A 19003-nucleotide genomic window follows, 5' to 3' on the forward strand; every position below is an offset into this window, starting at 1 on the left:
TCAGGCCTTCGGTCCTGCCTTCTCGTCACCGGGAAGCGGATAGTCCGCCCCTTCCCATGGCGAGAGGAAATCGAACTTGCGGAATTCCTGGTTGAGCCGGACCGGCTCGTACACCACCCGCTTCTCCTGGTCGTCGTAGCGGACCTCGAGGAAGCCGGTCAGCGGGAAATCCTTGCGCAGCGGATGCCCCTCGAAGCCGTAATCGGTGAGGATGCGGCGCATGTCGGGGTGACCGACGAAGAACACGCCGTAGAGGTCGTAGGCCTCGCGCTCGAACCAGTCGGCGCCGGGGAACACCTCGATCAGCGACGGCACCTGCGTGGTCTCGTCGGCCTGGGCCTTGAGACGGATGCGCGTGTTCAGGGTCGGTGACAGGAAGTGATAGATCACGTCAAAACGCTTTTCGCGCGAGGGATAGTCGGCCGCCGTGATGTCGGTGAAGTTGACGAAACGGCAGTTCGGATCGTCGCGGAGGTACTTGACCACCTCGACGATCTTGCTGGCCTCGACATCAACCGCGAGCTGGTTGAAGGCCACCTGATAACCGGTGGCAGCGCCCGGAAGCGCGCTCACGATCGTCTGCCCCAGGGCGTCGAGCTTGGCGTCGTCCATGACGTAAAACCTTAGCGTTCGATGGTGCCGATGCGGCGGATCTTCTTCTGCAGCAGCAGCACGCCGTAAAGCAGCGCCTCCGCCGTGGGCGGGCAACCCGGCACATAGATGTCGATCGGGACGATGCGGTCGCAGCCGCGCACGACCGAGTAGGAATAGTGGTAGTAGCCGCCGCCATTGGCGCAGGAGCCCATCGAGATCACGTAACGCGGCTCGGGCATCTGGTCGTAGACCTTGCGCAGCGCCGGAGCCATCTTGTTGGTCAGGGTGCCGGCGACGATCATCACGTCGGACTGACGCGGCGAGGCACGCGGCGCAAAGCCAAAGCGCTCGACGTCATAGCGCGGCATCGACACCTGCATCATCTCGACCGCGCAACAGGCGAGCCCGAAGGTCATCCACATCAGCGAGCCGGTACGGGCCCAGGTGATGAGGTCGTCGGTCGCAGCCGTGAAGAAGCCCTTGTCGGAGAGCTCGGAATTGACCTCAAGAAAGAACGGATCATTGGCCCCGACCGGCTTGCCGGTCGACGGGTCCAGGATGCCCTTGGGCGCCGGCGCTACGACCGGACCGGAGGACGTTGCAGGGTTCAATCCCATTCGAGTGCGCCTTTCTTCCATTCATAGGCGAAGCCCACCGTCAGAACGGCGAGGAACACCAGCATGGACCAGAAGCCGGTCGCGCCAAGCTTGCCAAACGCCACCGCCCACGGAAACAGGAACGCCACTTCGAGGTCGAAGATGATGAAGAGGATGGCGACCAGATAGAAGCGGACGTCGAACTTCATGCGGGCATCGTCGAAGGCATTGAAACCGCACTCATACGCCGACAGCTTTTCCGGATCCGGCTGCTGGAACGCCACGATGAAGGGCGCGATCAGGAGCACCAGGCCGATGATGGCCGCTACCCCTATAAAGACGACGAGTGGAAGATAGTTCTGTAGAATGCCGCTCATTGACGAGCCCTTTTTCCCGCAGCCTCGGGACAGCCACGGATTCGTCCGATTTGGAATTATTCTGAGCCTTAGCGCAGTGCACCAATGGGCGCAAGACACGCTCTTTTCAGGCCCTTTGCTGCTCCCAGACCGGTGGAAATCCCGGAATCACCCGGCGGCTGGTATGGAGCAGATCGCCCGACGCGACAAGGGCAGGCACAGATTTGCAGGGCAGCAGTTTCTGAGATTGCGGCGGACCCGCCACGCCCCGCTATTTGCCCTGGATCGCCGGCGGAAATGGCCGGGTTTTCTCGCCGCGGCGACGCACCCAAACCCAGGCGACGACCGCCACCGGTGGCCCGACTGTCACCCAGGCGACATACTGGCCCGCCGTTCCCCAGAGCAGCGCAGCCAACAGACCCGTGCTGGTCGCGGCGGCGAGCAAGGCCGGTGCAGCAAAGACACGTATCCATAGGCGCGCGGTCAGGGGAGCCATGCGTCACGACGGGACCGGGGCTCGTCTAGCGAATGCGTCATGTCAGGAGATCCGGAGATACCCGGACGATCAGCGCACAACCTTCTCGGCTTCGAGCATCGCTTCCGCGGTTGCGGTGAGACGATCGATTTGCGCGAGCAGCGTCACGAGTTCGTCATTGCTCAATTGCTCGAGCAACATCTGGTTGCGCTCCCGCGCGCCTTCGACGATCACATCATGCGCGGCGAGGCCTGCTGGTGTCAGCGACACCAGCACCTCGCGACTATCCTTCGGATTTGTCGACTTCTCGATCAGCTTGCGCGACACGAGTTCCGCCAATGCACGGCTGATCTGCCCCTTGTCCTGACCGACCGCTTCGGCGAGCCGGGCCACGCTCATCGATGGCCGCCGGCCGAGCGAGGCGACCAGACCGAACTCGACCGAGGACAATCCGGCGAGACGCTTGTAGCGCAGGATGGCGCCACGCTTGAGCAGATTGGCCAGCACCATCAGCCGTGACGACAGCATCACGGTGATCGGGGCCGGCGAATGATTGTCGTCCGCATCGGACGATGCACGCCCGTCCCTGCTCGATGTCTGGCTCATGGCCCACCTCTGCCAAGAAAGCCAGGACGTGCCAAGTGGTCGTAGAGCGTTGGTAGCGCAACCTGCCCAATCTGTCCCAAATGCGCCTGTGAAGCACCCTGGGATGATCGTTGACATTGTCATCGAATTATTTTTCACTAGCTCAACGCGCCAGGAGCGACGGGGCCACCCAAGGCCCGCGGCGGGAGAAACCAGCATGACGATGACCCAGCGGGATCGCGATCTCGGCACAGCCTATGCGATGAAGCCGGCGCTCACGCGCATCGAGCTCACCTCGGTCGTACGCGGCACGCCGATGGGCGAATTGCTCCGCCGCTACTGGCATCCGGTCGGCCTCGTCAGCGACGCCACCGACACGCCGAAGAAGGTGCGCGCACTTGGCGAGGACCTCATCCTGTTCCGCGACAAGCACGGCCGCGTCGGCCTGCTTCACGCCCGCTGCTGCCATCGCGGCACCACGCTCTACTACGGCAAGGTCGAAGAGGACGGCATCCGCTGCTGCTACCACGGCTGGAAGTTCGACACCGAGGGTCATTGTCTAGAGCAACCCTGTGAGCCCGATGGCGGCCAGTTCAAGGACAAGGTGCGCCAGCCCTGGTACCCCGTCGAGGAGCGCTACGGCTTGATCTTCGCCTATATGGGCCCGGCCGAGAAACGTCCGGTGCTGCCGGCTTACGAGTGCCTCGAAAACATGGACGACGGCGAGTTCGTCGAGGCCGACGATTCATCGATCGGTGGCGGCGGACCGGCAATCATTCCCTGCAACTGGCTGCAGCATTTCGAGAACGTGGTCGATCCCTATCACGTGCCGGTCCTGCACGGCTCGTTCTCGGGGCCGCAATTCACCAACATGATGGCCTCGATGCCGGAGGTGACGTTCGACAAGACGCCACGCGGCATCGCCGTGCGCTCGATCCGCAAGCAGGACGACGGCAAAGTTTTTTACCGCGTCACCGAAGCCGCCCTCCCCACGCTGCGCGTGGTTCCCAATCCGCGCGTCGCCCAATTTGCCCGTGTCGAGTCGATCGGCTGGACGCTGCCGATCGACGACACCTCGTTCCGCATCTATGTCGCCGGCCGCGTCAAGACATCAGGCGACATCGGCCGCATGCGCTCGAAGTTCAACGGAAAATTCTGGTGGGACATGACGGAAGAAGAGCACCAGCAATTCCCCGGCGATTACGAGGCCCAGGTCGGCCAGGGCCCGGTGACCGTTCATTCCGAGGAGCATTTCGGCCAAAGCGACCGCGGCATCCTGATGATCCGGCGCATGCTGGGCGAGCAACTGGAAGCGATGGAAGCAGGCCGTGACCCGGTCGGCGTTTCATTCGACACAGGCGCGCCGCAAGTCGCGTTCGAAGCGGGGAACTACATCCGCGAAGGCTAGTCAGCCCGAACTGGGCTGGACCAACGATAACAACAAAAGACAGATTGGGGGGAGCGATGGTCGATGTGACGTCACAAATGCCGGTGCAGACCACCTCCGCGGAGAAACCCACGGCGCGGCGCTATTACGTGCTCGGCCTGCTCACCATCATCTACGCGCTGAACTTTCTCGACCGCACGATCTTCAACGTCCTGATCGAGCCGATCAAGAAGGAGTTTCAACTCAGCGACACCATGATGGGCCTGCTCGCGGGCTTCGGCTTCGCGCTGTTCTATTCCCTGCTCGGCATTCCCATCGCGCGCGTCGCCGACCGGCTCAACCGCCGCAACATCGTGGCGATCGCCTTCGCGTTCTGGAGCGCAATGACGGCGCTGTGCGGCGCCGCGTCGAGCGTGACAGCGCTCGCGTTTGCGAGGATCGGCGTCGGCATCGGCGAATCCGCGGGCTCCCCGGCCTCGCAATCGATCGTCGCCGACCTGTTTGCCAAGAACGAGCGCCCGCGTGCGCTCGGCGTCTACGCCATCGGCACCTATCTCGGTGTCTTCCTCGGCTATTTCGTCGGCGGCTATGTCAATCAGCACTATGGCTGGCGCATGGCCTTCTATGTCGCGGGCGTGCCGGGCATCCTGCTCGCGCTGACCCTGTGGCTGACGATCTCCGAGCCAAAGCGCGGCGCGATGCAGGAGAGCTTCGTGCCCGAGCCACTCGGACCGACGCTGCGCTTCCTCGCTTCGCAGCAGAGCTTTATGATCGTGCTGATCGGCTTCTGCCTCACGACCTACACCAATTACGCGACCGCGGCCTGGATCCCGCCGTTCCTGGCGCGCGTGCATCATCTGTCGAGCGCCGAGATCGGCACCTATGCCGGCACCTTCAAGGGGCTTGCCGGCATGGCCGGCACCCTGCTCGGAGGCTTCGTGGTGGCACAAGTGAGCCGCCGCGACGACCGCTGGAAGCTGTGGGCGCCGGCGATCACCTCAGGCCTCGCCGGTCCCGTCTTTGCGCTCTGCATGCTGACGCAGGATTTCGCGATGATGGTCGCGATGCTGGCGCTGACCTCCTTCCTGGTCGGCTTCCATCTCGGGCCGATCTTCGCGATTGCGCAGACGGTGGCCAGGCCCAGCATGCGGGCGCTGGCCTCGGCTCTGATCGCGCTCACCGCGACCTGCTTCGGCCAGGGTGTCGGCCCGCTCGCCGTCGGCGTGGTCAATGATGCGCTGAAGGGCAGCTACGGCAATGATGCCGTGCGCTATTCGCTGCTCTCAGCGGCGGTCACGACCACGCTCGGCGCGCTTCTGTTCATCTGGGCGGCGCGGACCATCCGCGCCGATATCGTCAGGGCGGGCTGAGCCCCCTCAAGCCGCCATGAACGAAAGCATGTCCGCAATCAGCCGCTCGCCGTGCGTCAGCGGCAGAGGGTGCGGCGCGCCCTCGTAGACGATCAGCTTGCTGCCCTTGATCAGTTTCGCGGTCTTGGCTCCCGTCAAGGGCAGCGGCGCGCTGGCATCCTTGTCGCCCTGCAGGATCAGCGTCGGGCGATCGATCCTGGCGGCAGCCGCGCGCAGATCGGAGAGGGAGATGGTCTTGCGGCAGGCCATCGCCACCGGCAACGGCACGCGCAGCATCATCTCGCGGATCCAGGTCCGCGTGATCTCCGGCGTCTCGGGCAGGAAGAACGGCGCCTCATTCGCCACAATCCATTTGGCGAAGTCGCGCGCGACGGCCGCGTTGTCGGCCTCGATCATCGCCCTCGGAACAGCATCCGGATTATCTTCGGTCTTGACCAGAAACGGCGTCGTCGGCGCGACCAGCACCAGCCTTGCGATCCGGTCCGAGCCATATCGTCCGAGATAGTTCACCGCCTCGACCGTCCCCATCGAGAAGCCCACCAGCGTGACGTCACGCAGATTGCGTGCCTCGATCACCGCGGCGACATCGTCGGTCAGTGTGTCCAGGTCATAGCCCGATGAGGGCATCTCCGATCGGCCATGTCCGCGCCGGTCAGGCGCAACGCAACGAAAGCCTTTCGCAGTGAGAGCCTCGATCTGACTGCCCCAGGTGCTGGCATCGAAGGTCCAGGCCGTCAGCAGCAGCACAGGCTTTCCGTTGCCCCAGTCCTGCACGAACAGTTTCGTGCCGTCCCTGGCGGTCACATAGGGCGATCGCACAGCAGGTTGGGCCGCTGCTGGCGCACTTGTGCCCGATGCCGCCAAGGCGGTTCCGAGTAGCGTGGCTTCGAGGACGGTTCGACGGTTCATGGTGCTTCTCCCTTGCCGGATTGTTCGCGGCCGATGGAAGCGATCATGACGAGCTGACGGGGCCTGTGCGATTACGCGGCAGGTAAGAGGGCCCAAGGCGAAGCGGTGAAATCGCCAGATGAAACCATTTTGCGGAACCCGCGAAACGATCCGGAAACAGATGCTCCTTAAGACATCAGCCTACAGACGGCGCCAAAGCCCGTCGGGAGGCTTCGATGAACCACTCAATTCACTCTGCAGATCGGGGTACCCACCTGAAGATCGTGGTGGTGGCGCTGGTGGCCGGCATCGCAGTGGCCGCCTTCGGGATCGCAGCTCGCACCAACGCCGAATTTAGCCAGACCGCCCAGTCCACTCATGTGATCAAGGCCGGCAAGCCGGTGGCGATCACGAGCTCGGGCACCTCTGAAATTCGCTAATCGCCGAAAAAGGTCCGACTTGAGATGCAATGGCCGCCACGAGGCGGCCTTTTGCTTTCCTGAAACGACTGAAGATCAGCACACAACATCTTGATAAGACAAATGAATTCGCCGCCTGATCAGCGGCGGTCGCACGACGGGCGTGGTTTGGATAGTGATGGTGGCGGCGAAGGGAGGAAGATGTTGCCAAAAATGGCGCGAGAGACGGGGCTCGAACCCGCGACCTCCGGCGTGACAGGCCGGCGCTCTAACCAACTGAGCTACTCCCGCGTGACGCGATGTCCGCGGAACGAGGGGGGACTTAAAGGCGTGACATTGTGAAGTCAAGGACGTTGGCACCCACAGCCGGAATAGTCCCGTGTCGCGCCGCCAGCGCGCAGGTATCGTCCCTCCCACATCCCGCGACGTAGTCAGCCCGGTCCCGAATCGTCTACGCCTTCCGTTACTTGCGAGGTTCCGAGGCCCTCTCTCCGCGACCCCGCAAGAATCGAGGAGGCCAGACATGGCTAAGAAGGACTCGGCTAAGAAGGACTCGGCCAAGAAGGATTCGGCGAAGAAGGCCACCGCCCCCGCCACGATCACGCTCAAGCACTTGGCCGCCGACATCGCTGAGAGCCAGGACCTCTCCAAGAAGCATGCCGAAGCGGTCCTGACTGACATGGTCGACCTCATCACCAAGCACCTCAAGAAGGGCGACCGCGTTCGTATCGTTGGGCTCGGCATCCTTCAGGTTCGCAAGCGCGCCGCCCGCACCGGCCGCAATCCAGCCACGGGCGAAGCCATCCACATCAAGGCCAGCAAGAAGGTCGCGTTCCGCCCGGTCAAGGAGCTGAAAGAGGCGATCTGAGCGCTCACGCTTCGTTAAGCCTGATCCAGCGTCGCCGGTGCCGCAACGCCGCCCGCTTTCTGGTATATCGGCTGCTTCCCAACACCTGCTCCCCAAAGCCCGGCGGTTTGACCAGAAATGTCCCTGACCTTCACGCATACCGTGACCGAACGCTTCCTGCGCTACGTCACCATCGACACCCAGTCCGATCCGAATTCCCCTGCCTCGCCATCGACCGAGAAGCAAAAGGATCTCGGCCGCGTTCTTGTGACAGAGCTGAAGGCCATGGGCGTCGCGGATGCCCATCTCGACGATTACGGCTACGTCTACGCGACGATCCCGGCCAACACGACCAAGAAAGTGCCGGTGATCTGCTTCTGCTCGCACATGGACACCTCGCCCGACGTCACCGGCAAGGACGTCAAGCCGCAGGTCGTGAAGAACTATCGCGGCGGCGACATCACGCTGCCGGGCGACGCCAGCCAGGTGATCCGCTTCACCGAGCATCCCGCGCTGAAGCACCAGATCGGCAACGACATCATCACCACCGACGGCACTACGCTGCTCGGCGCCGACAACAAGGCCGGTGTCGCCGAAATCATGGATGCCGCGCATTTCTTCATCAACAACCCGGACGTGAAGCACGGCACCATCAGGATCCTGTTCACGCCGGATGAAGAGATCGGCCGCGGCGTCGACAATGTCGACATCAAGAAGCTCGGCGCCGACTTCGGCTACACCATGGACGGCGAGAGCGCCGGCAGCGTCGAGGACGAGACCTTCTCCGCCGACGGCGCCACCATCACCATCACGGGCGTCAGCGCCCACCCTGGTTATGCCAAGGGCAAGATGGAGCACGCCATCAAGATCGCGGCCGCCATCGTCGAGCGACTCCCGAAGGAAGGCTGCTCGCCCGAGACCACCTCAGGCAAGCAGGGTTTTCTGCATCCGGTCGGCATCGAAGGCGCGCTGGAACAGGCGACGCTCTCCTTCATCGTCCGCGACTTCACCGAGGAAGGGCTGAAGGACAAGGAAGCCCTGCTCGAGACCATCGTCAAGGACGTGATGAAGGACTACCCGCACTCGACCTACAAGTTCGAGGTGCGCGAGCAGTACCGCAACATGAAGCAGGTAATCGATCGTTACCCGCATATCCTCGAATACGCCATCGAGGCGATCCGCCGGGCCGGCCTGCGCCCGATGCGCACCGCGATCCGCGGCGGCACCGACGGCTCGCGCCTCTCCTTCATGGGCCTGCCCTGCCCCAACATTTTTGCGGGCGAGCACGCGTTTCACTCGCGGCTGGAATGGGTGAGCCGGCAGGACATGGAAAAGGCGGTGCAGACCATCGTGCATCTGGCGATGATCTGGGAGGAGAAGGCCTAAGCTCATCTGCTGCGATTGCCCGGCATTCTCACCGCGCGCCGGCCATTGGACGGCTTTGATCGGCCGCCGTGGGTGACGCGAAATTCTCGTGGCGTCGAGCCGGTCCAGCGGGCGAAGGCGTTGGTGAAGGAGCTTGTCTCGCGGTAGCCGAGCAGCCAGGCGATCTGCGAGATCGGAAGCTCGCGCTCACTCAGATAGCGTTTGGCCAGCAGCGACCGCAGTTCTGCGAGCAACTCCGAGAACGTCACGCCCTCCTCCGCCAGGGCGCGCGCGAGCGTCCGGCGGCTCATGCCGAGACGTCCCGCAATCATGGCGGCATTGGCCTGCCCATGTGGCAAGGCTTGAGCGATCGCCTCCTCGACGCGAGATCGCAAGCTCGATCGCGGCTGCGTCCGCTTGCCCAGGGCCTCGTTGGCGTAACTCAACAGCAGGCGGTTGAGATAGGAGTCCGCGTCGACGGATCGAAGCGACGCGGTGCCCGCGGCAAAGACGATCTCGTCGGCATAAGATCCAAAGTGGACTTCGCAGCCGAGAAAGTTTTTGATCCCGGCTGAAAGTTCGGGACGATGATGCCTCACCCTGATCTGCTGCGGCGCCAATCGGTTGTTGGTGAGCCGCCGGCAGACGCGCACCAGGGCGCCGATCCAGAACTCCACTTGATGGCGGTCGGACTGACGCTCGACGTCCAGATAGTGAAGCGCAATCGCAGTGCCGCGATCGAGATCGACGGATAGCTGAACCCCTTCGTTGTTCAGCGTGCTGTAGCGCGCGGCATTGCGAAGCGCGTCCGCGACGGTCTCCGACGACGCCATGACGTAATACAGAAGACCGATCTCGCGGAGATCGAACTCCTGCGACAGATGGAAGCCGAGTTGCTCGTCGCCGAGCTCCTGAGCCGCCAGATCAAGCAGCTTGATCTGTGCGGCCACGTCGAGCCGGCGGGCCGGCTCGTCGATCAGCGCAAGCGCCAGCCCTGCCCGCGACGCCATCTGTGCAAGATCCCGTCCGGCGTCGCGAACGCGCGCGCAAGCCAATCGCGCGATCCCGCCTGATGCGCTGGGGATGGAACTGAAGCGATTGGTGTGGTGCATGGCAGTATCAATCGCGATTGACCCCGATCGCCAAATCGCCGGCTCGCAATCACAAGACGGAACCGCAGCCCGCTCCTAGATCACAGGACGGGCGGCACGATTGATTCTGCGAGCGTTGACGCCCCTGAGCCTGCGATTTCACAGGCAGCAACCTTGTCCACCCTTGATCTGGGTCAACGAAAACCGCCGCCGGCCGGGCGCTGCCGCACGCCGGCAGACCTCCCTCCGTCCTTATCCGAGCTGATCATGCCCCTCATACGCGAAACAGTTGAGTTGCTGGTTCAGGCGGCGGGCGCCTGCCAGGTTCTGGACGATCTGCGCGGATTGCGTGACCGGGAATGGAAGGCGCTGCGATTCCTCGCGCGAGCCAACAGATTCTCGAAATCCCCGACGGCAGTCGCCGACTATATCGGCACGACCCGGGCGACCGCGACACAGATCATCAAGACGCTCGAGGACAAATCATATGTGGTCCGCGAACCTGCCCCCAGCGACAAGCGGTCGGTGATGCTTTGCGTGACCCCACAAGGCAACAAACTGCTTGCCCAGCATGACCCGATCAGCGGCATGGCGAACGCGATCGCGACACTGGTCGCGGAGGATCGCCTGAAGCTCAGGAATGCGTTGAACGAAATCCTGAACCGCATCGACGCACCACGCACCGAAACCAGCGCCGGTCGTTGCAGCGACTGTATTTTTCTTCGCAGAAGTGCCGACGCGCGCCTGAACAAGGCGCGCACCGATACCGAGTTTCGGTGCCGGCTTCATCGGGCCCAGCTGACCCTTCAGGAAACCGAGCAGCTTTGCACCAGCTTCGAACGCGCCAGCGGCGACTGAAGGCCGGCTACGGCACCGGCATGGCACGCCGGCTGCGATGGAAACGGTTGGAACTGGCCATCCAGTTCGGCAGCGGCTCGCCATCGCGGTGACGCCCGCCCGCCACGGCCGCAGCCCAGGCCACGGCAGCGCCAATCAGGGCCGCCGCTGCAACCGAGAAGGCGACGATGACCGAATTGCGCCTGGCGCGATTGATCGCCGTGTGGGCGTCGGCGATCGACGCATCGACGCGCCGCTCGGCGTCGGGTGCGCCCAGTCCCGTCAGCGCCGCGACCTGCTGCACGAGGTAGGCACGATCATCGACGGTGATGCCGCTGTGGCTCGATGACGTCATCAGGATGCGCCCGGCTTCGGCACGGGCTTCCCGCATGTCGGTGTTGACAGGTCGGCGTGGGGCGCGGAACAACTTGTCGAGCTCGTAGCTGAGCAAGGGCTCGGCGGAGGTCGCGTTGCCGGCTCCGCTGCGCACCGGCGAGCGCTCGATCGCCGCGGCACCGATGATCGCCAGCAGCGCGGCACCGATCAGAATGGCCAGCGCCCATGACATCAGCCCGTGCAGCCCGTCGCGCCGCTCGCCGTCATCCTCAATCGTTGCAAGCGTGGGCGCCGGCCTGGCCGTGCGGCCGGCGATGTAGCCGCCGAAGCCAAAACTGACGATCGCCTGGATGATCAGATACAGTCCTGACAGCAGCGCCAGCGCGGCCGAGGCGTCGCGCCATGTCGGCGACGCCGAGCTGACTCCGAGGCCAATGGCCACGCCAAAGCTGACCAGAATGAACGACATTGCGCCGGACGCAAGAGCGCCTGATATGACGGAGCTCCACTGGATGCTCCGCTGCTCCTCGGCGGCGATGAAGCCGCCTTCCACGATGTTGTCCTGCACGAGAGTTTCAATCGTCATAGCGGGTCTCTCAGCGCAGGCCGAAGAACGACAAGATCGCCATGATCACGACGATCAGGCCGATCAGATAGATCAGTCCGTCCATGGTCCCTTCCTCCTCAAACGCTCCGGGGCGCTAATGAGGGGGACCGGAGAACGTTCCTAAATTTTACAAGCTGCCGGAACGAACCAGCGAGACCGAAATTGTCTCTGCAAGTCCCAACGGATGAAGATTGTGAGCAGAAGAGGCCTCAGCCGGTCAGCCCCGGGCTGGGGCCTTTTCGTTCGGGCGCTCGCGACATCAGGTTCCCCACACGTAACAATGTTGCGGGTCGACACTGTTCCGGCCGCCGTGCTACCGGAGGCAGATCAGGAACCGAGCGCCACAGTGACCACGCCCCGCCGCATCTCCAGCTTTTGCTCCCCGCGCAACTGGCGTGGGTTGGTGGCTATCGTGGTGGCGACCGTCTACCTGCTTGCGGGCGTGCTCCATGGCACGCACGACATCGATGTCACCAGCCCTTCGGGCGGCTCGGAGATCGCATCGCTCCTCGACAGCGGTTTTGACGGCCACGGCGATCACAAGGCGCTGGCAGGCCATCACTGCCACGGCTGCTTCTCCGTCGCTGTCGTGCAACCGCTGCAATCCGGCGCCGCGACAGACCTGATGGCAGCGCCGGTTCAGCAGCGCGTGCCTGCGCTGATCGGAATTGCGCCCGATACGGTCTCCCCGCCCCCCAAGTCCTGACTGAACTGATCAGCCGGGCGCTGCGGCGCCAATGATGCTCTCGTTCACAGGTCACCTTCATGTCTTGCAGACGGACGGCCGCGCGCCTTGCGTGCGCGATGGCTATGCTTATCAGCCCCTGGCTGGCGCAACGAGCGCAGGCCCAGACCCTGACCATGCGCGCCGCACTGTCGCGCGCGCTGGCCGCGAGCCCGCGCCTGACCGCGGCGGAGCGCGATGTCGGCATCGCCACGGGCCAGCGCATCCAGGCCGGTGCCCTGCTCAATCCGGAACTATCCTACGAGCAGGATAATTCGTTCGGGTCGGGCGTCTATCGCGGCACCAAATCGGCCGAGACCACGCTCCAGATCAGCCAGGCCTTTGAGCTGTTCGGCAAGCGCGAAGCGCGGATCGCGGCCGGAGCGGCCGGCATGGAGATCGCCGCGATCCAGCGCAAGGCGATCAGGCTGGAGGTGCTGTCGGAGACCGCGATCGCGTTCCTCAGCGTGCTCGGCGCACAGCGGCGCATCCAGATCCTCGACGAGCAGATTGCGGCGATCGACAGGCTGACGCCGCTGCTGCACCGCCGCGTGGAGGCCGGCGCCTCCTCGCCGGCCGAGACCGGCCGCGCCGAGGTCGCCTCCGCGCTGGTGAAAGCCGACCGCGAGCGCTTCAAGGCGACGTTGGCAAGCGCCCGGCGCGAGCTGGCCGTGCTGATGGGCGATCCCATGGCGAAATTCGGCGAGGTCTCCGGCCGGCTCGACACCACGGGACGGCCGCCGACCTTTCAGTCGGTGGTCGCGGCCATCGATGCCAATCCGCAGCTGGTGCGCTGGACCGCCGTCTATGCGCAGCGCAATGCCGAGCTGCTGATGGCGCGGCTCAAACCCTATCCTGACGTGCGGATCGCCGCCGGCTGGCGCCATTTCAACGAAACCAATGACGACGCGGTGCGTCTCACCGTCTCGGTGCCGATCCCTGTGTTCGACCAGAACCAGGGCAACGTCCTCTCGGCCCAGGAAAGTCTCGCCAAGACGAAAGCCGAACGCGAGGCCAACCGCAACACGCTGATCGTGATCGCCGGGCGCGCCTATGACTCACTGCAGGGCTCGCTGCGCGAGCTCTCGGTGCTGCGCGAGACCGCCATCCCCAAGGCGACGGAAGCGACGGATGCGATCTCGCAAGGCTACGGCCAGGGCCGCTTCACCCTGCTCGAGGTGCTCGACGCCCAGGCGAGCGTGACACAGGCGCGGCTGCGCGAGCAGGAAGCCCTGCAGAACTTCCACGCCGGCGTCGCCACAATTGAAGGGCTCGTCGGCAATCCCTTTGCGCTGGCCCGGGAGAGCGCGCGATGAAGACGTCCTCGACCATTGTTGTGGCCATCGTGGCCGCCGCCCTCGGCGCCTACGGCTATTCCATGCTCACGCCGGTCAAGGTCGCATCGACCGAACACGCGGCAGAGAAGAGGCCCGAGAAGCCGAACGACCATGTCGAGCAGGACGAGCACGGCGCCGACCGCATCCGCATCTCCGATGTCAAGCTGGCCGCAGCGGGCGTGACGCTTGCGGAAGCTGCGAGCGCCACGCTGACCGATACGCTCTCCTTCAACGGCATCCTGCGCGCCAATCAAGAAGCGGTCGTCCAGGTCACCCCGCGTTTTCCGGGGGTGGCAAAATCGATCCAGAAGCGCATCGGCGACAAGGTCGGCAAGGACGATCTGCTTGCCACCATCGAGAGCAACCAGAGTCTCACCGTCTACGAGCTGAAGGCGCCGATACCAGGCACCATCATCGACCGGCAGATCTCGCTCGGCGAATACGCCTCTGAGCAGAAGCCGGCCTTCGTCGTCGCCGACCTCTCCACCATCTGGGTCGACCTCTCGATCTATCGGCAGGACCTCAAGCGCGTGCGCCTCAACGATCAGGTGCTGATCGATCCCGACGACGGCCGCGGAGAGATCAAAGGCACGATCTCCTACATCGCACCGATCGGCTCGAGCGAGACACAGACTGCTCTCGCCCGCGTGTTGCTGGCAAATCCCGACGGACGCTTGCGTCCTGGCCTGTTCGTCACCGCGCGGCTGGTCCTCGCCGCCCGCAATGTCGCGGTCGCCGTGCGCCGGAGCGCGATCCAGACGCTGGAGAACAGGACCATCGTGTTCGTTCGCGAGGACAGCGACAAGATCGAGGCGCGCCCGGTCGAGCTTGGCGACTCCGATCCGCAATTCGTCGAGATCAAGGCGGGGCTCACCGCGGGCGAGCATTACGTCGCCGAGAACAGTTTTGTCGTGAAGGCCGAGATGGGCAAAGGAGACGCCGATCATGATTGACGCGCTGCTTTCCTTCTCTATCCGCCAGCGCTGGCTGGTGGTGCTGCTTGCGCTCGCGGCCGGCGCCTTCGGGGTCTGGAATTTCACCCGCTTGCCGATCGACGCCGTCCCTGATGTCACCAACGTGCAGGTGCAGATCAACACGCGCGCACCGGGCCTGTCGCCGCTGGAAGCCGAGCAGCGCATCACCTTCCCGCTCGAGACCGCGATGGGCGGCCTGCCCAGGCTCGACTACACCCGCTCGATCTCGCGCTATGGCCTGAGCCAGGTGACCGTCGTGTTCCAGGATGGCACCGACATCTATTTCGCGCGTCAGCTCGTCAACGAGCGCATTCAGCAGGCCAAGGATCAGCTTCCTGGAGGCACCGAGGTCGCGATGGGACCGATCTCGACCGGGCTCGGCGAGATCTATGTCTATTCGGTCGAAGCCAAGGCGGGCGCGAAGTCGCCGAGCGGTGCTGATTTTACGCCGACGGAGCTCCGCACCATCCAGGACTGGATCATCAAGCCGCAGCTGCGCACCATTCCCGGCGTGATCGAGGTCAACTCGATCGGCGGCTATGAGCGGCAATTCCACGTGCTGCCGATCCCCGGCCGGCTGATGGCCTACAAGCTCGGCTTCCGCGACATCATGACGGCGCTTGCCGCCAACAATGCCAATATCGGCGCCGGCTATATCGAACGCAACGGCGAGCAATATCTGGTCCGTGCGCCGGGCCAGGTCGCCGATATCGCTGATATCAGAGACATCGTGATCGGCTCGCGCGGCGGGGTGCCGGTCCGCATCCGCGACGTCGCCGAGGTGAGTGAGGGCCAGGACCTGCGCACCGGCGCTGCGACAGCAAACGGCAGCGAGACGGTGCTCGGCACTGCCATGCTGCTGATCGGCGAAAACAGCCGCACGGTGGCCCAGCGGGTCGCCGCAAGGCTAGGCGAGATCGCGAAATCGCTGCCCGACGGCGTCATCGCGCACGCGGTCTACGACCGCACCCATCTGGTGGAAGCCACCATTCAAACCGTCGAGAAGAACCTCATTGAGGGCGCCGCGCTGGTGATCGCGGTGCTGTTCCTGATCCTCGGCAACATCCGTGCCGCGCTGATCACGGCCTGCGTCATTCCGCTGTCCATGCTGTTCACGATCACCGGCATGGTCGAAAGCAAGGTGAGCGCCAACCTGATGAGCTTAGGTGCCGTCGACTTCGGCATCATCGTCGACGGTGCAGTGATCATCGTCGAGAACTGCCTGCGGCTGCTGGCCGCCGAGCAGCACCGGGGCGGCCGGCTGCTGACGCTGGATGAACGGCTCCAGACCATCCGAGACGGCAGTAGCGAGGTCATCAAGCCGAGCCTGTTCGGCACGCTCATCATCGCCGTGGTTTACCTCCCGGTCCTGACGCTGACGGGGACCGAGGGCAAGATGTTCACCCCGATGGCGCTGACCGTGCTGATGGCGCTCGCCGGCGCGGCCCTGCTTTCCGTCACCTTCGTCCCGGCAGCGATTGCGATCTTCGTCACCGGCAAGGTCTCGGAGACCGAGAACATCTTCATGCGCGCGGCGAAGCGGGTCTATGTGCCGCTGCTCGACCGTGCCATCCGCTACCGGCGCAGCGTTGCGCTCGGTGCTGTCCTGATCGTCGCCGGCAGCCTGTTTGCCGCAACGCGCATGGGCGGCGAGTTCATCCCGAGCCTCGATGAAGGCGACATCACCATCGAGACGATCCGGATTCCCGGCACCAGCCTGACCCAGAGCGTCGACATGCAACTGCGACTGGAGAAGGCGGTCAAACAGGTGCCGGAAGTGGCGACCATCTTCTCCAAGATCGGCACCGCCGAAATCGCCAACGATCCAATGCCGCCGAACGCCGCCGACACCTATGTCACGCTAAGGCCGCGCGAGGAATGGCCCGATCCCGCCAAGCCGAAGAATGAGGTGATCGAGGCGATTGAACGCGCCGCCAACACCCTGCCCGGCACGGCCTATGGCATGACCCAGCCGATCCAGATGCGCTTCAACGAGCTCATCGCCGGCATCAGGAGCGACGTCGGCGTCAAGATTTTTGGCGACGATCTCGACGTGCTGGCCAATGTTGCGCAGCAGGTCGATGGCGTCATGCGCGGCATCGACGGCGCGGCCGACGTCAAGACCGAGCAGATCGCAGGCCTGCCGATCCTCACCGTCAAGCTCGACCGCCAGGCGCTGTCGCGCTACGGCCTCAGCCTCAGCGAGGTGCAAAACCTCGTCGAGATCGCGATCGGTGGCAAGCCGGCCGGAAAGCTGTTCGAGGGCGATCGCCGCTTCGATATCGTGGTGCGGCTGCCGGAGAGCCTGCGCGCCGATCCTGACGCGATCAAGTCGCTGCCGATCCCGTTGCCACCGGGCGAGGATGCGATGCCCGTCACCAAGACCGCCTGGTCCGGCGTCTCGGGCGCAGCGCTCCGCTACGTCCCCCTCTCCTCCGTGGCCGCGATCGAGATCGCGCCCGGCCCCAACCAGATCAGCCGCGAGAACGGCAAGCGCCGTGTGGTGGTCATGGCCAATGTTCGCGGCCGCGACCTGCGTTCCTTCGTCACTGAGGCGCAAGCCGCCGTCGCCGAGAAAGTAAAACTTCCGCCGGGCTACTGGATCGGCTGGGGCGGCCAGTTCGAGCAACTGGTCTCCGCCAGCAAGCGGCTGACGATCGTCGTGCCGGTCGCGCTCGCGCTGGTGTTCCTGCTGCTGTTCATGAGCATGGGATCGGCGGCAGATGCGGCGCTGGTGTTCTCCGGCGTACCGCTGGCGCTGACGGGCGGTGTCGCGGCGCTCTTGCTGCGCGGCATTCCGCTGTCGATCAGCGCCGGGGTCGGCTTCATCGCGCTATCAGGGGTCGCCGTGCTCAACGGCCTCGTCATCATCGCCTTCATCGAGCGGCTCCGCAGCGACGGACGCCCCGTCGCCGAGGCCGTGCGCGAGGGTGCGTTGACGCGGCTGCGCCCGGTGCTGATGACGGCGCTGGTCGCCTCCCTCGGTTTCGTGCCGATGGCGCTCGCAACCGGTTCCGGCGCCGAAGTGCAGCGGCCGCTCGCGACCGTCGTAATCGGCGGCATCATCTCCTCGACCATCCTGACATTGCTGGTGCTACCGGCGCTCTACATGCTGTTCCGGCGTGACGGCGCAGGCGAAACGCCTACAATGGCGCCTGATTTGGCTGAAGCCGGGAGCGCTAGGTTTGGGTAGCCACGACCATCACGGTCATCACCACCATGACCACTGCCACGCGCATGATCATGGCCACGATCATTCCCATGGTCATGGTCACGCCCATGTCCATGCGCCCGCCAATTTCGGCAAGGCCTTCGCGATCGGCATCACGCTCAACACCGCGCTGGTCGTGGCTGAGGCGATCTATGGCTATATCGGCAATTCCACCGCGCTGCTCGCCGATGCCGGCCATAATCTGTCCGACGTGCTCGGCCTGGTCGTGGCCTGGGGCGCCTCGGTCGCGGCGAAGCGTGCGCCGAGCGGCCGCTTCACCTATGGCTTCCGCGCGTCCACGATTCTGGCGGCGCTCGCCAATGCCGTGTTTCTCCTCGTGGCGACCGGTGCGATCGGCTGGGAGGCAATCCTGCGGCTGCGCGAGCCCGAGCCCGTCGCGGGCGTGACCGTGATGGTGGTCGCCGGCATCGGCATCTTCATCAACGGCTTTACCGCCATGTTGTTTGCGAGCGGCCGCAAGGACGACATCAACATCGAGGGCGCCTATCTGCACATGGCCGCCGACGCCGCGGTCTCGCTCGGCGTCGTGATTTCGGCGGCGCTGATCATCTGGACCGGCTGGCTCTGGCTCGACCCAGTTACCAGCCTCGCCATCTGCGCCAGCATTTTGTGGGGCACGACCAGCCTGCTCCGCGGCTCCATCGACATGTCCATGGCGGCCGCGCCCAAGGGCACCGACCTTGCCGCGATCAAGGCGTTCCTGCTGGCGCGCCCCGGCGTCTCGGCGATCCACGATCTCCACGTCTGGCCGATCTCCACGACCGAGACGGCGCTCACCTGCCATCTCGTGATGCCCGCAGGCACCGTCGACGCGTTCTTGATGGAGACCGCGCAACTCTTGAAGACCACCTTCCGTATCGGCCACACCACGCTCCAGATCGAGACCCATCCGGACAACGGCTGCGCGCTGGCGCCGGATGATGTGGTGTGAGGGAGGCTCCGCTTCATCAATACCGTCATTGCGAGCGCAGCGAAGCAATCCA

19 protein-coding genes and 1 tRNA gene are annotated in these 19003 nt (G+C 64.4%); 11 read left to right on the plus strand and 9 right to left on the minus strand.

Annotated elements, in window-relative coordinates; genetic code table 11:
• The 5 genes from XI06_RS25900 to XI06_RS25920 all read right to left on the minus strand — a co-directional run bounded on the left by XI06_RS25900 (position 1) and on the right by XI06_RS25920 (position 2627).
• Entirely contained in the window at positions 1 to 612 is a 612-nt protein-coding gene (locus tag XI06_RS25900; protein ID WP_237861885.1) for an NADH-quinone oxidoreductase subunit C, read from the minus strand.
• A gap of 11 nt (positions 613 to 623) precedes the next feature.
• Positions 624 to 1211: a NuoB/complex I 20 kDa subunit family protein gene (locus XI06_RS25905; RefSeq protein ID WP_237861883.1), complete on the minus strand. Its 588-nt coding sequence runs from the start codon at positions 1209 to 1211 to the stop codon at positions 624 to 626.
• Positions 1202 to 1567 (minus strand): NADH-quinone oxidoreductase subunit A, encoded by a 366-nt coding sequence (locus tag XI06_RS25910; RefSeq protein WP_092290902.1) that lies wholly within the window; start codon positions 1565 to 1567, stop codon positions 1202 to 1204. The genes XI06_RS25905 and XI06_RS25910 overlap by 10 nt, the downstream gene beginning before the upstream one ends.
• A gap of 250 nt (positions 1568 to 1817) precedes the next feature.
• On the minus strand, positions 1818 to 2042 hold the full coding sequence (locus tag XI06_RS25915; protein ID WP_271606854.1) for a hypothetical protein: 225 nt from the start codon (positions 2040 to 2042) through the stop codon (positions 1818 to 1820).
• A 69-nt stretch (positions 2043 to 2111) separates the two neighbouring features.
• On the minus strand, positions 2112 to 2627 hold the full coding sequence (locus tag XI06_RS25920) for a MarR family winged helix-turn-helix transcriptional regulator (protein ID WP_271606855.1): 516 nt from the start codon (positions 2625 to 2627) through the stop codon (positions 2112 to 2114).
• Positions 2628 to 2823: 196 nt separating this feature from the next.
• Between XI06_RS25920 and XI06_RS25925 the strand changes: the two genes are divergently transcribed.
• Together XI06_RS25925 and XI06_RS25930 are read left to right on the plus strand one after the other, a co-directional pair.
• A complete protein-coding gene (locus XI06_RS25925; RefSeq protein WP_271606856.1) occupies positions 2824 to 4014 on the plus strand; it encodes an aromatic ring-hydroxylating dioxygenase subunit alpha in 1191 nt (396 codons plus the stop codon).
• Positions 4015 to 4070: 56 nt separating this feature from the next.
• Positions 4071 to 5363 (plus strand): spinster family MFS transporter, encoded by a 1293-nt coding sequence (locus XI06_RS25930; protein ID WP_271606857.1) that lies wholly within the window; start codon positions 4071 to 4073, stop codon positions 5361 to 5363.
• Positions 5364 to 5369: 6 nt separating this feature from the next.
• On the opposite strand, the gene XI06_RS25935 is transcribed toward XI06_RS25930, so the two are convergent.
• The gene (locus XI06_RS25935) at positions 5370 to 6272 is read right to left on the minus strand and encodes an alpha/beta fold hydrolase (RefSeq protein WP_271606858.1); all 903 of its coding nucleotides are present in this window, start codon (positions 6270 to 6272) and stop codon (positions 5370 to 5372) included.
• A 215-nt stretch (positions 6273 to 6487) separates the two neighbouring features.
• Between XI06_RS25935 and XI06_RS25940 the strand changes: the two genes are divergently transcribed.
• On the plus strand, positions 6488 to 6691 hold the full coding sequence (locus tag XI06_RS25940; protein WP_237861871.1) for a hypothetical protein: 204 nt from the start codon (positions 6488 to 6490) through the stop codon (positions 6689 to 6691).
• A gap of 193 nt (positions 6692 to 6884) precedes the next feature.
• Here XI06_RS25940 and XI06_RS25945 read toward each other — a convergent pair.
• Positions 6885 to 6961: transfer RNA gene (locus tag XI06_RS25945), tRNA-Asp, on the minus strand.
• A gap of 232 nt (positions 6962 to 7193) precedes the next feature.
• On the opposite strand from XI06_RS25945, the gene XI06_RS25950 reads away from it, so the two are divergent.
• Complete coding sequence (locus tag XI06_RS25950) at positions 7194 to 7538, plus strand: HU family DNA-binding protein (protein ID WP_237868762.1); 345 nt, start codon at positions 7194 to 7196, stop codon at positions 7536 to 7538.
• A 117-nt stretch (positions 7539 to 7655) separates the two neighbouring features.
• Complete coding sequence (gene pepT, locus XI06_RS25955) at positions 7656 to 8903, plus strand: peptidase T (RefSeq protein WP_271606859.1); 1248 nt, start codon at positions 7656 to 7658, stop codon at positions 8901 to 8903.
• Between the two features lie 2 nt (positions 8904 to 8905).
• Here the strand turns inward: pepT and XI06_RS25960 are convergent, their stop codons facing one another.
• The gene (locus XI06_RS25960; RefSeq protein ID WP_271606860.1) at positions 8906 to 9994 is read right to left on the minus strand and encodes an AraC family transcriptional regulator; all 1089 of its coding nucleotides are present in this window, start codon (positions 9992 to 9994) and stop codon (positions 8906 to 8908) included.
• Between the two features lie 153 nt (positions 9995 to 10147).
• Between XI06_RS25960 and XI06_RS25965 the strand changes: the two genes are divergently transcribed.
• Entirely contained in the window at positions 10148 to 10831 is a 684-nt protein-coding gene (locus tag XI06_RS25965) for a MarR family winged helix-turn-helix transcriptional regulator (RefSeq protein ID WP_237868759.1), read from the plus strand.
• 7 nt (positions 10832 to 10838) lie between these two features.
• Here the strand turns inward: XI06_RS25965 and XI06_RS25970 are convergent, their stop codons facing one another.
• Complete coding sequence (locus tag XI06_RS25970) at positions 10839 to 11732, minus strand: hypothetical protein (RefSeq protein WP_271606861.1); 894 nt, start codon at positions 11730 to 11732, stop codon at positions 10839 to 10841.
• Between the two features lie 367 nt (positions 11733 to 12099).
• Here XI06_RS25970 and XI06_RS25975 point away from each other — a divergent pair, with 367 nt between their 5' ends.
• Genes XI06_RS25975 through XI06_RS25995 form a run of 5 tightly spaced genes read left to right on the plus strand, consistent with a single transcriptional unit; the run spans position 12100 to position 18951 of the window.
• Complete coding sequence (locus tag XI06_RS25975; RefSeq protein WP_271606862.1) at positions 12100 to 12459, plus strand: hypothetical protein; 360 nt, start codon at positions 12100 to 12102, stop codon at positions 12457 to 12459.
• 59 nt (positions 12460 to 12518) lie between these two features.
• Positions 12519 to 13793 (plus strand): divalent metal ion exporter subunit IhpA, encoded by a 1275-nt coding sequence (gene ihpA, locus XI06_RS25980; protein ID WP_271606863.1) that lies wholly within the window; start codon positions 12519 to 12521, stop codon positions 13791 to 13793.
• Positions 13790 to 14767 carry a divalent metal ion exporter adaptor subunit IhpB gene (gene ihpB, locus XI06_RS25985; RefSeq protein ID WP_237868753.1) on the plus strand — a complete coding sequence of 326 codons (978 nt, stop codon included), beginning with the start codon at positions 13790 to 13792 and terminating at the stop codon, positions 14765 to 14767. The genes ihpA and ihpB overlap by 4 nt, the downstream gene beginning before the upstream one ends.
• Entirely contained in the window at positions 14760 to 17981 is a 3222-nt protein-coding gene (locus tag XI06_RS25990; protein ID WP_271606864.1) for an efflux RND transporter permease subunit, read from the plus strand. The genes ihpB and XI06_RS25990 overlap by 8 nt, the downstream gene beginning before the upstream one ends.
• Positions 17974 to 18951, plus strand: coding sequence for a cation diffusion facilitator family transporter (locus tag XI06_RS25995; RefSeq protein ID WP_271606865.1), 978 nt, complete (start codon positions 17974 to 17976; stop codon positions 18949 to 18951). Before XI06_RS25990 ends, XI06_RS25995 begins: the two co-directional genes overlap by 8 nt.
• Positions 18952 to 19003: the final 52 nt, after the last annotated feature.

Origin of the sequence: Bradyrhizobium sp. CCBAU 11434 (assembly GCF_028128895.1) — a bacterium.
Lineage (GTDB): Bacteria > Pseudomonadota > Alphaproteobacteria > Rhizobiales > Xanthobacteraceae > Bradyrhizobium > Bradyrhizobium zhengyangense.

Bases quoted from the DNA above. Each gene is read 5' to 3' on its own strand.
- XI06_RS25900 (WP_237861885.1), bottom strand. From the start codon at position 612: ATGGACGACGCCAAGCTCGACGCCCTGGGGCAGACGATCGTGAGCGCG.
- XI06_RS25905 (WP_237861883.1), bottom strand. From the start codon at position 1,211: ATGGGATTGAACCCTGCAACGTCCTCCGGTCCGGTCGTAGCGCCGGCG.
- XI06_RS25910 (WP_092290902.1), bottom strand. From the start codon at position 1,567: ATGAGCGGCATTCTACAGAACTATCTTCCACTCGTCGTCTTTATAGGG.
- XI06_RS25915 (WP_271606854.1), bottom strand. From the start codon at position 2,042: ATGGCTCCCCTGACCGCGCGCCTATGGATACGTGTCTTTGCTGCACCG.
- XI06_RS25920 (WP_271606855.1), bottom strand. From the start codon at position 2,627: ATGAGCCAGACATCGAGCAGGGACGGGCGTGCATCGTCCGATGCGGAC.
- XI06_RS25925 (WP_271606856.1), top strand. From the start codon at position 2,824: ATGACGATGACCCAGCGGGATCGCGATCTCGGCACAGCCTATGCGATG.
- XI06_RS25930 (WP_271606857.1), top strand. From the start codon at position 4,071: ATGGTCGATGTGACGTCACAAATGCCGGTGCAGACCACCTCCGCGGAG.
- XI06_RS25935 (WP_271606858.1), bottom strand. From the start codon at position 6,272: ATGAACCGTCGAACCGTCCTCGAAGCCACGCTACTCGGAACCGCCTTG.
- XI06_RS25940 (WP_237861871.1), top strand. From the start codon at position 6,488: ATGAACCACTCAATTCACTCTGCAGATCGGGGTACCCACCTGAAGATC.
- XI06_RS25950 (WP_237868762.1), top strand. From the start codon at position 7,194: ATGGCTAAGAAGGACTCGGCTAAGAAGGACTCGGCCAAGAAGGATTCG.
- pepT (WP_271606859.1), top strand. From the start codon at position 7,656: ATGTCCCTGACCTTCACGCATACCGTGACCGAACGCTTCCTGCGCTAC.
- XI06_RS25960 (WP_271606860.1), bottom strand. From the start codon at position 9,994: ATGCACCACACCAATCGCTTCAGTTCCATCCCCAGCGCATCAGGCGGG.
- XI06_RS25970 (WP_271606861.1), bottom strand. From the start codon at position 11,732: ATGACGATTGAAACTCTCGTGCAGGACAACATCGTGGAAGGCGGCTTC.
- ihpA (WP_271606863.1), top strand. From the start codon at position 12,519: ATGTCTTGCAGACGGACGGCCGCGCGCCTTGCGTGCGCGATGGCTATG.
- ihpB (WP_237868753.1), top strand. From the start codon at position 13,790: ATGAAGACGTCCTCGACCATTGTTGTGGCCATCGTGGCCGCCGCCCTC.
- XI06_RS25990 (WP_271606864.1), top strand. From the start codon at position 14,760: ATGATTGACGCGCTGCTTTCCTTCTCTATCCGCCAGCGCTGGCTGGTG.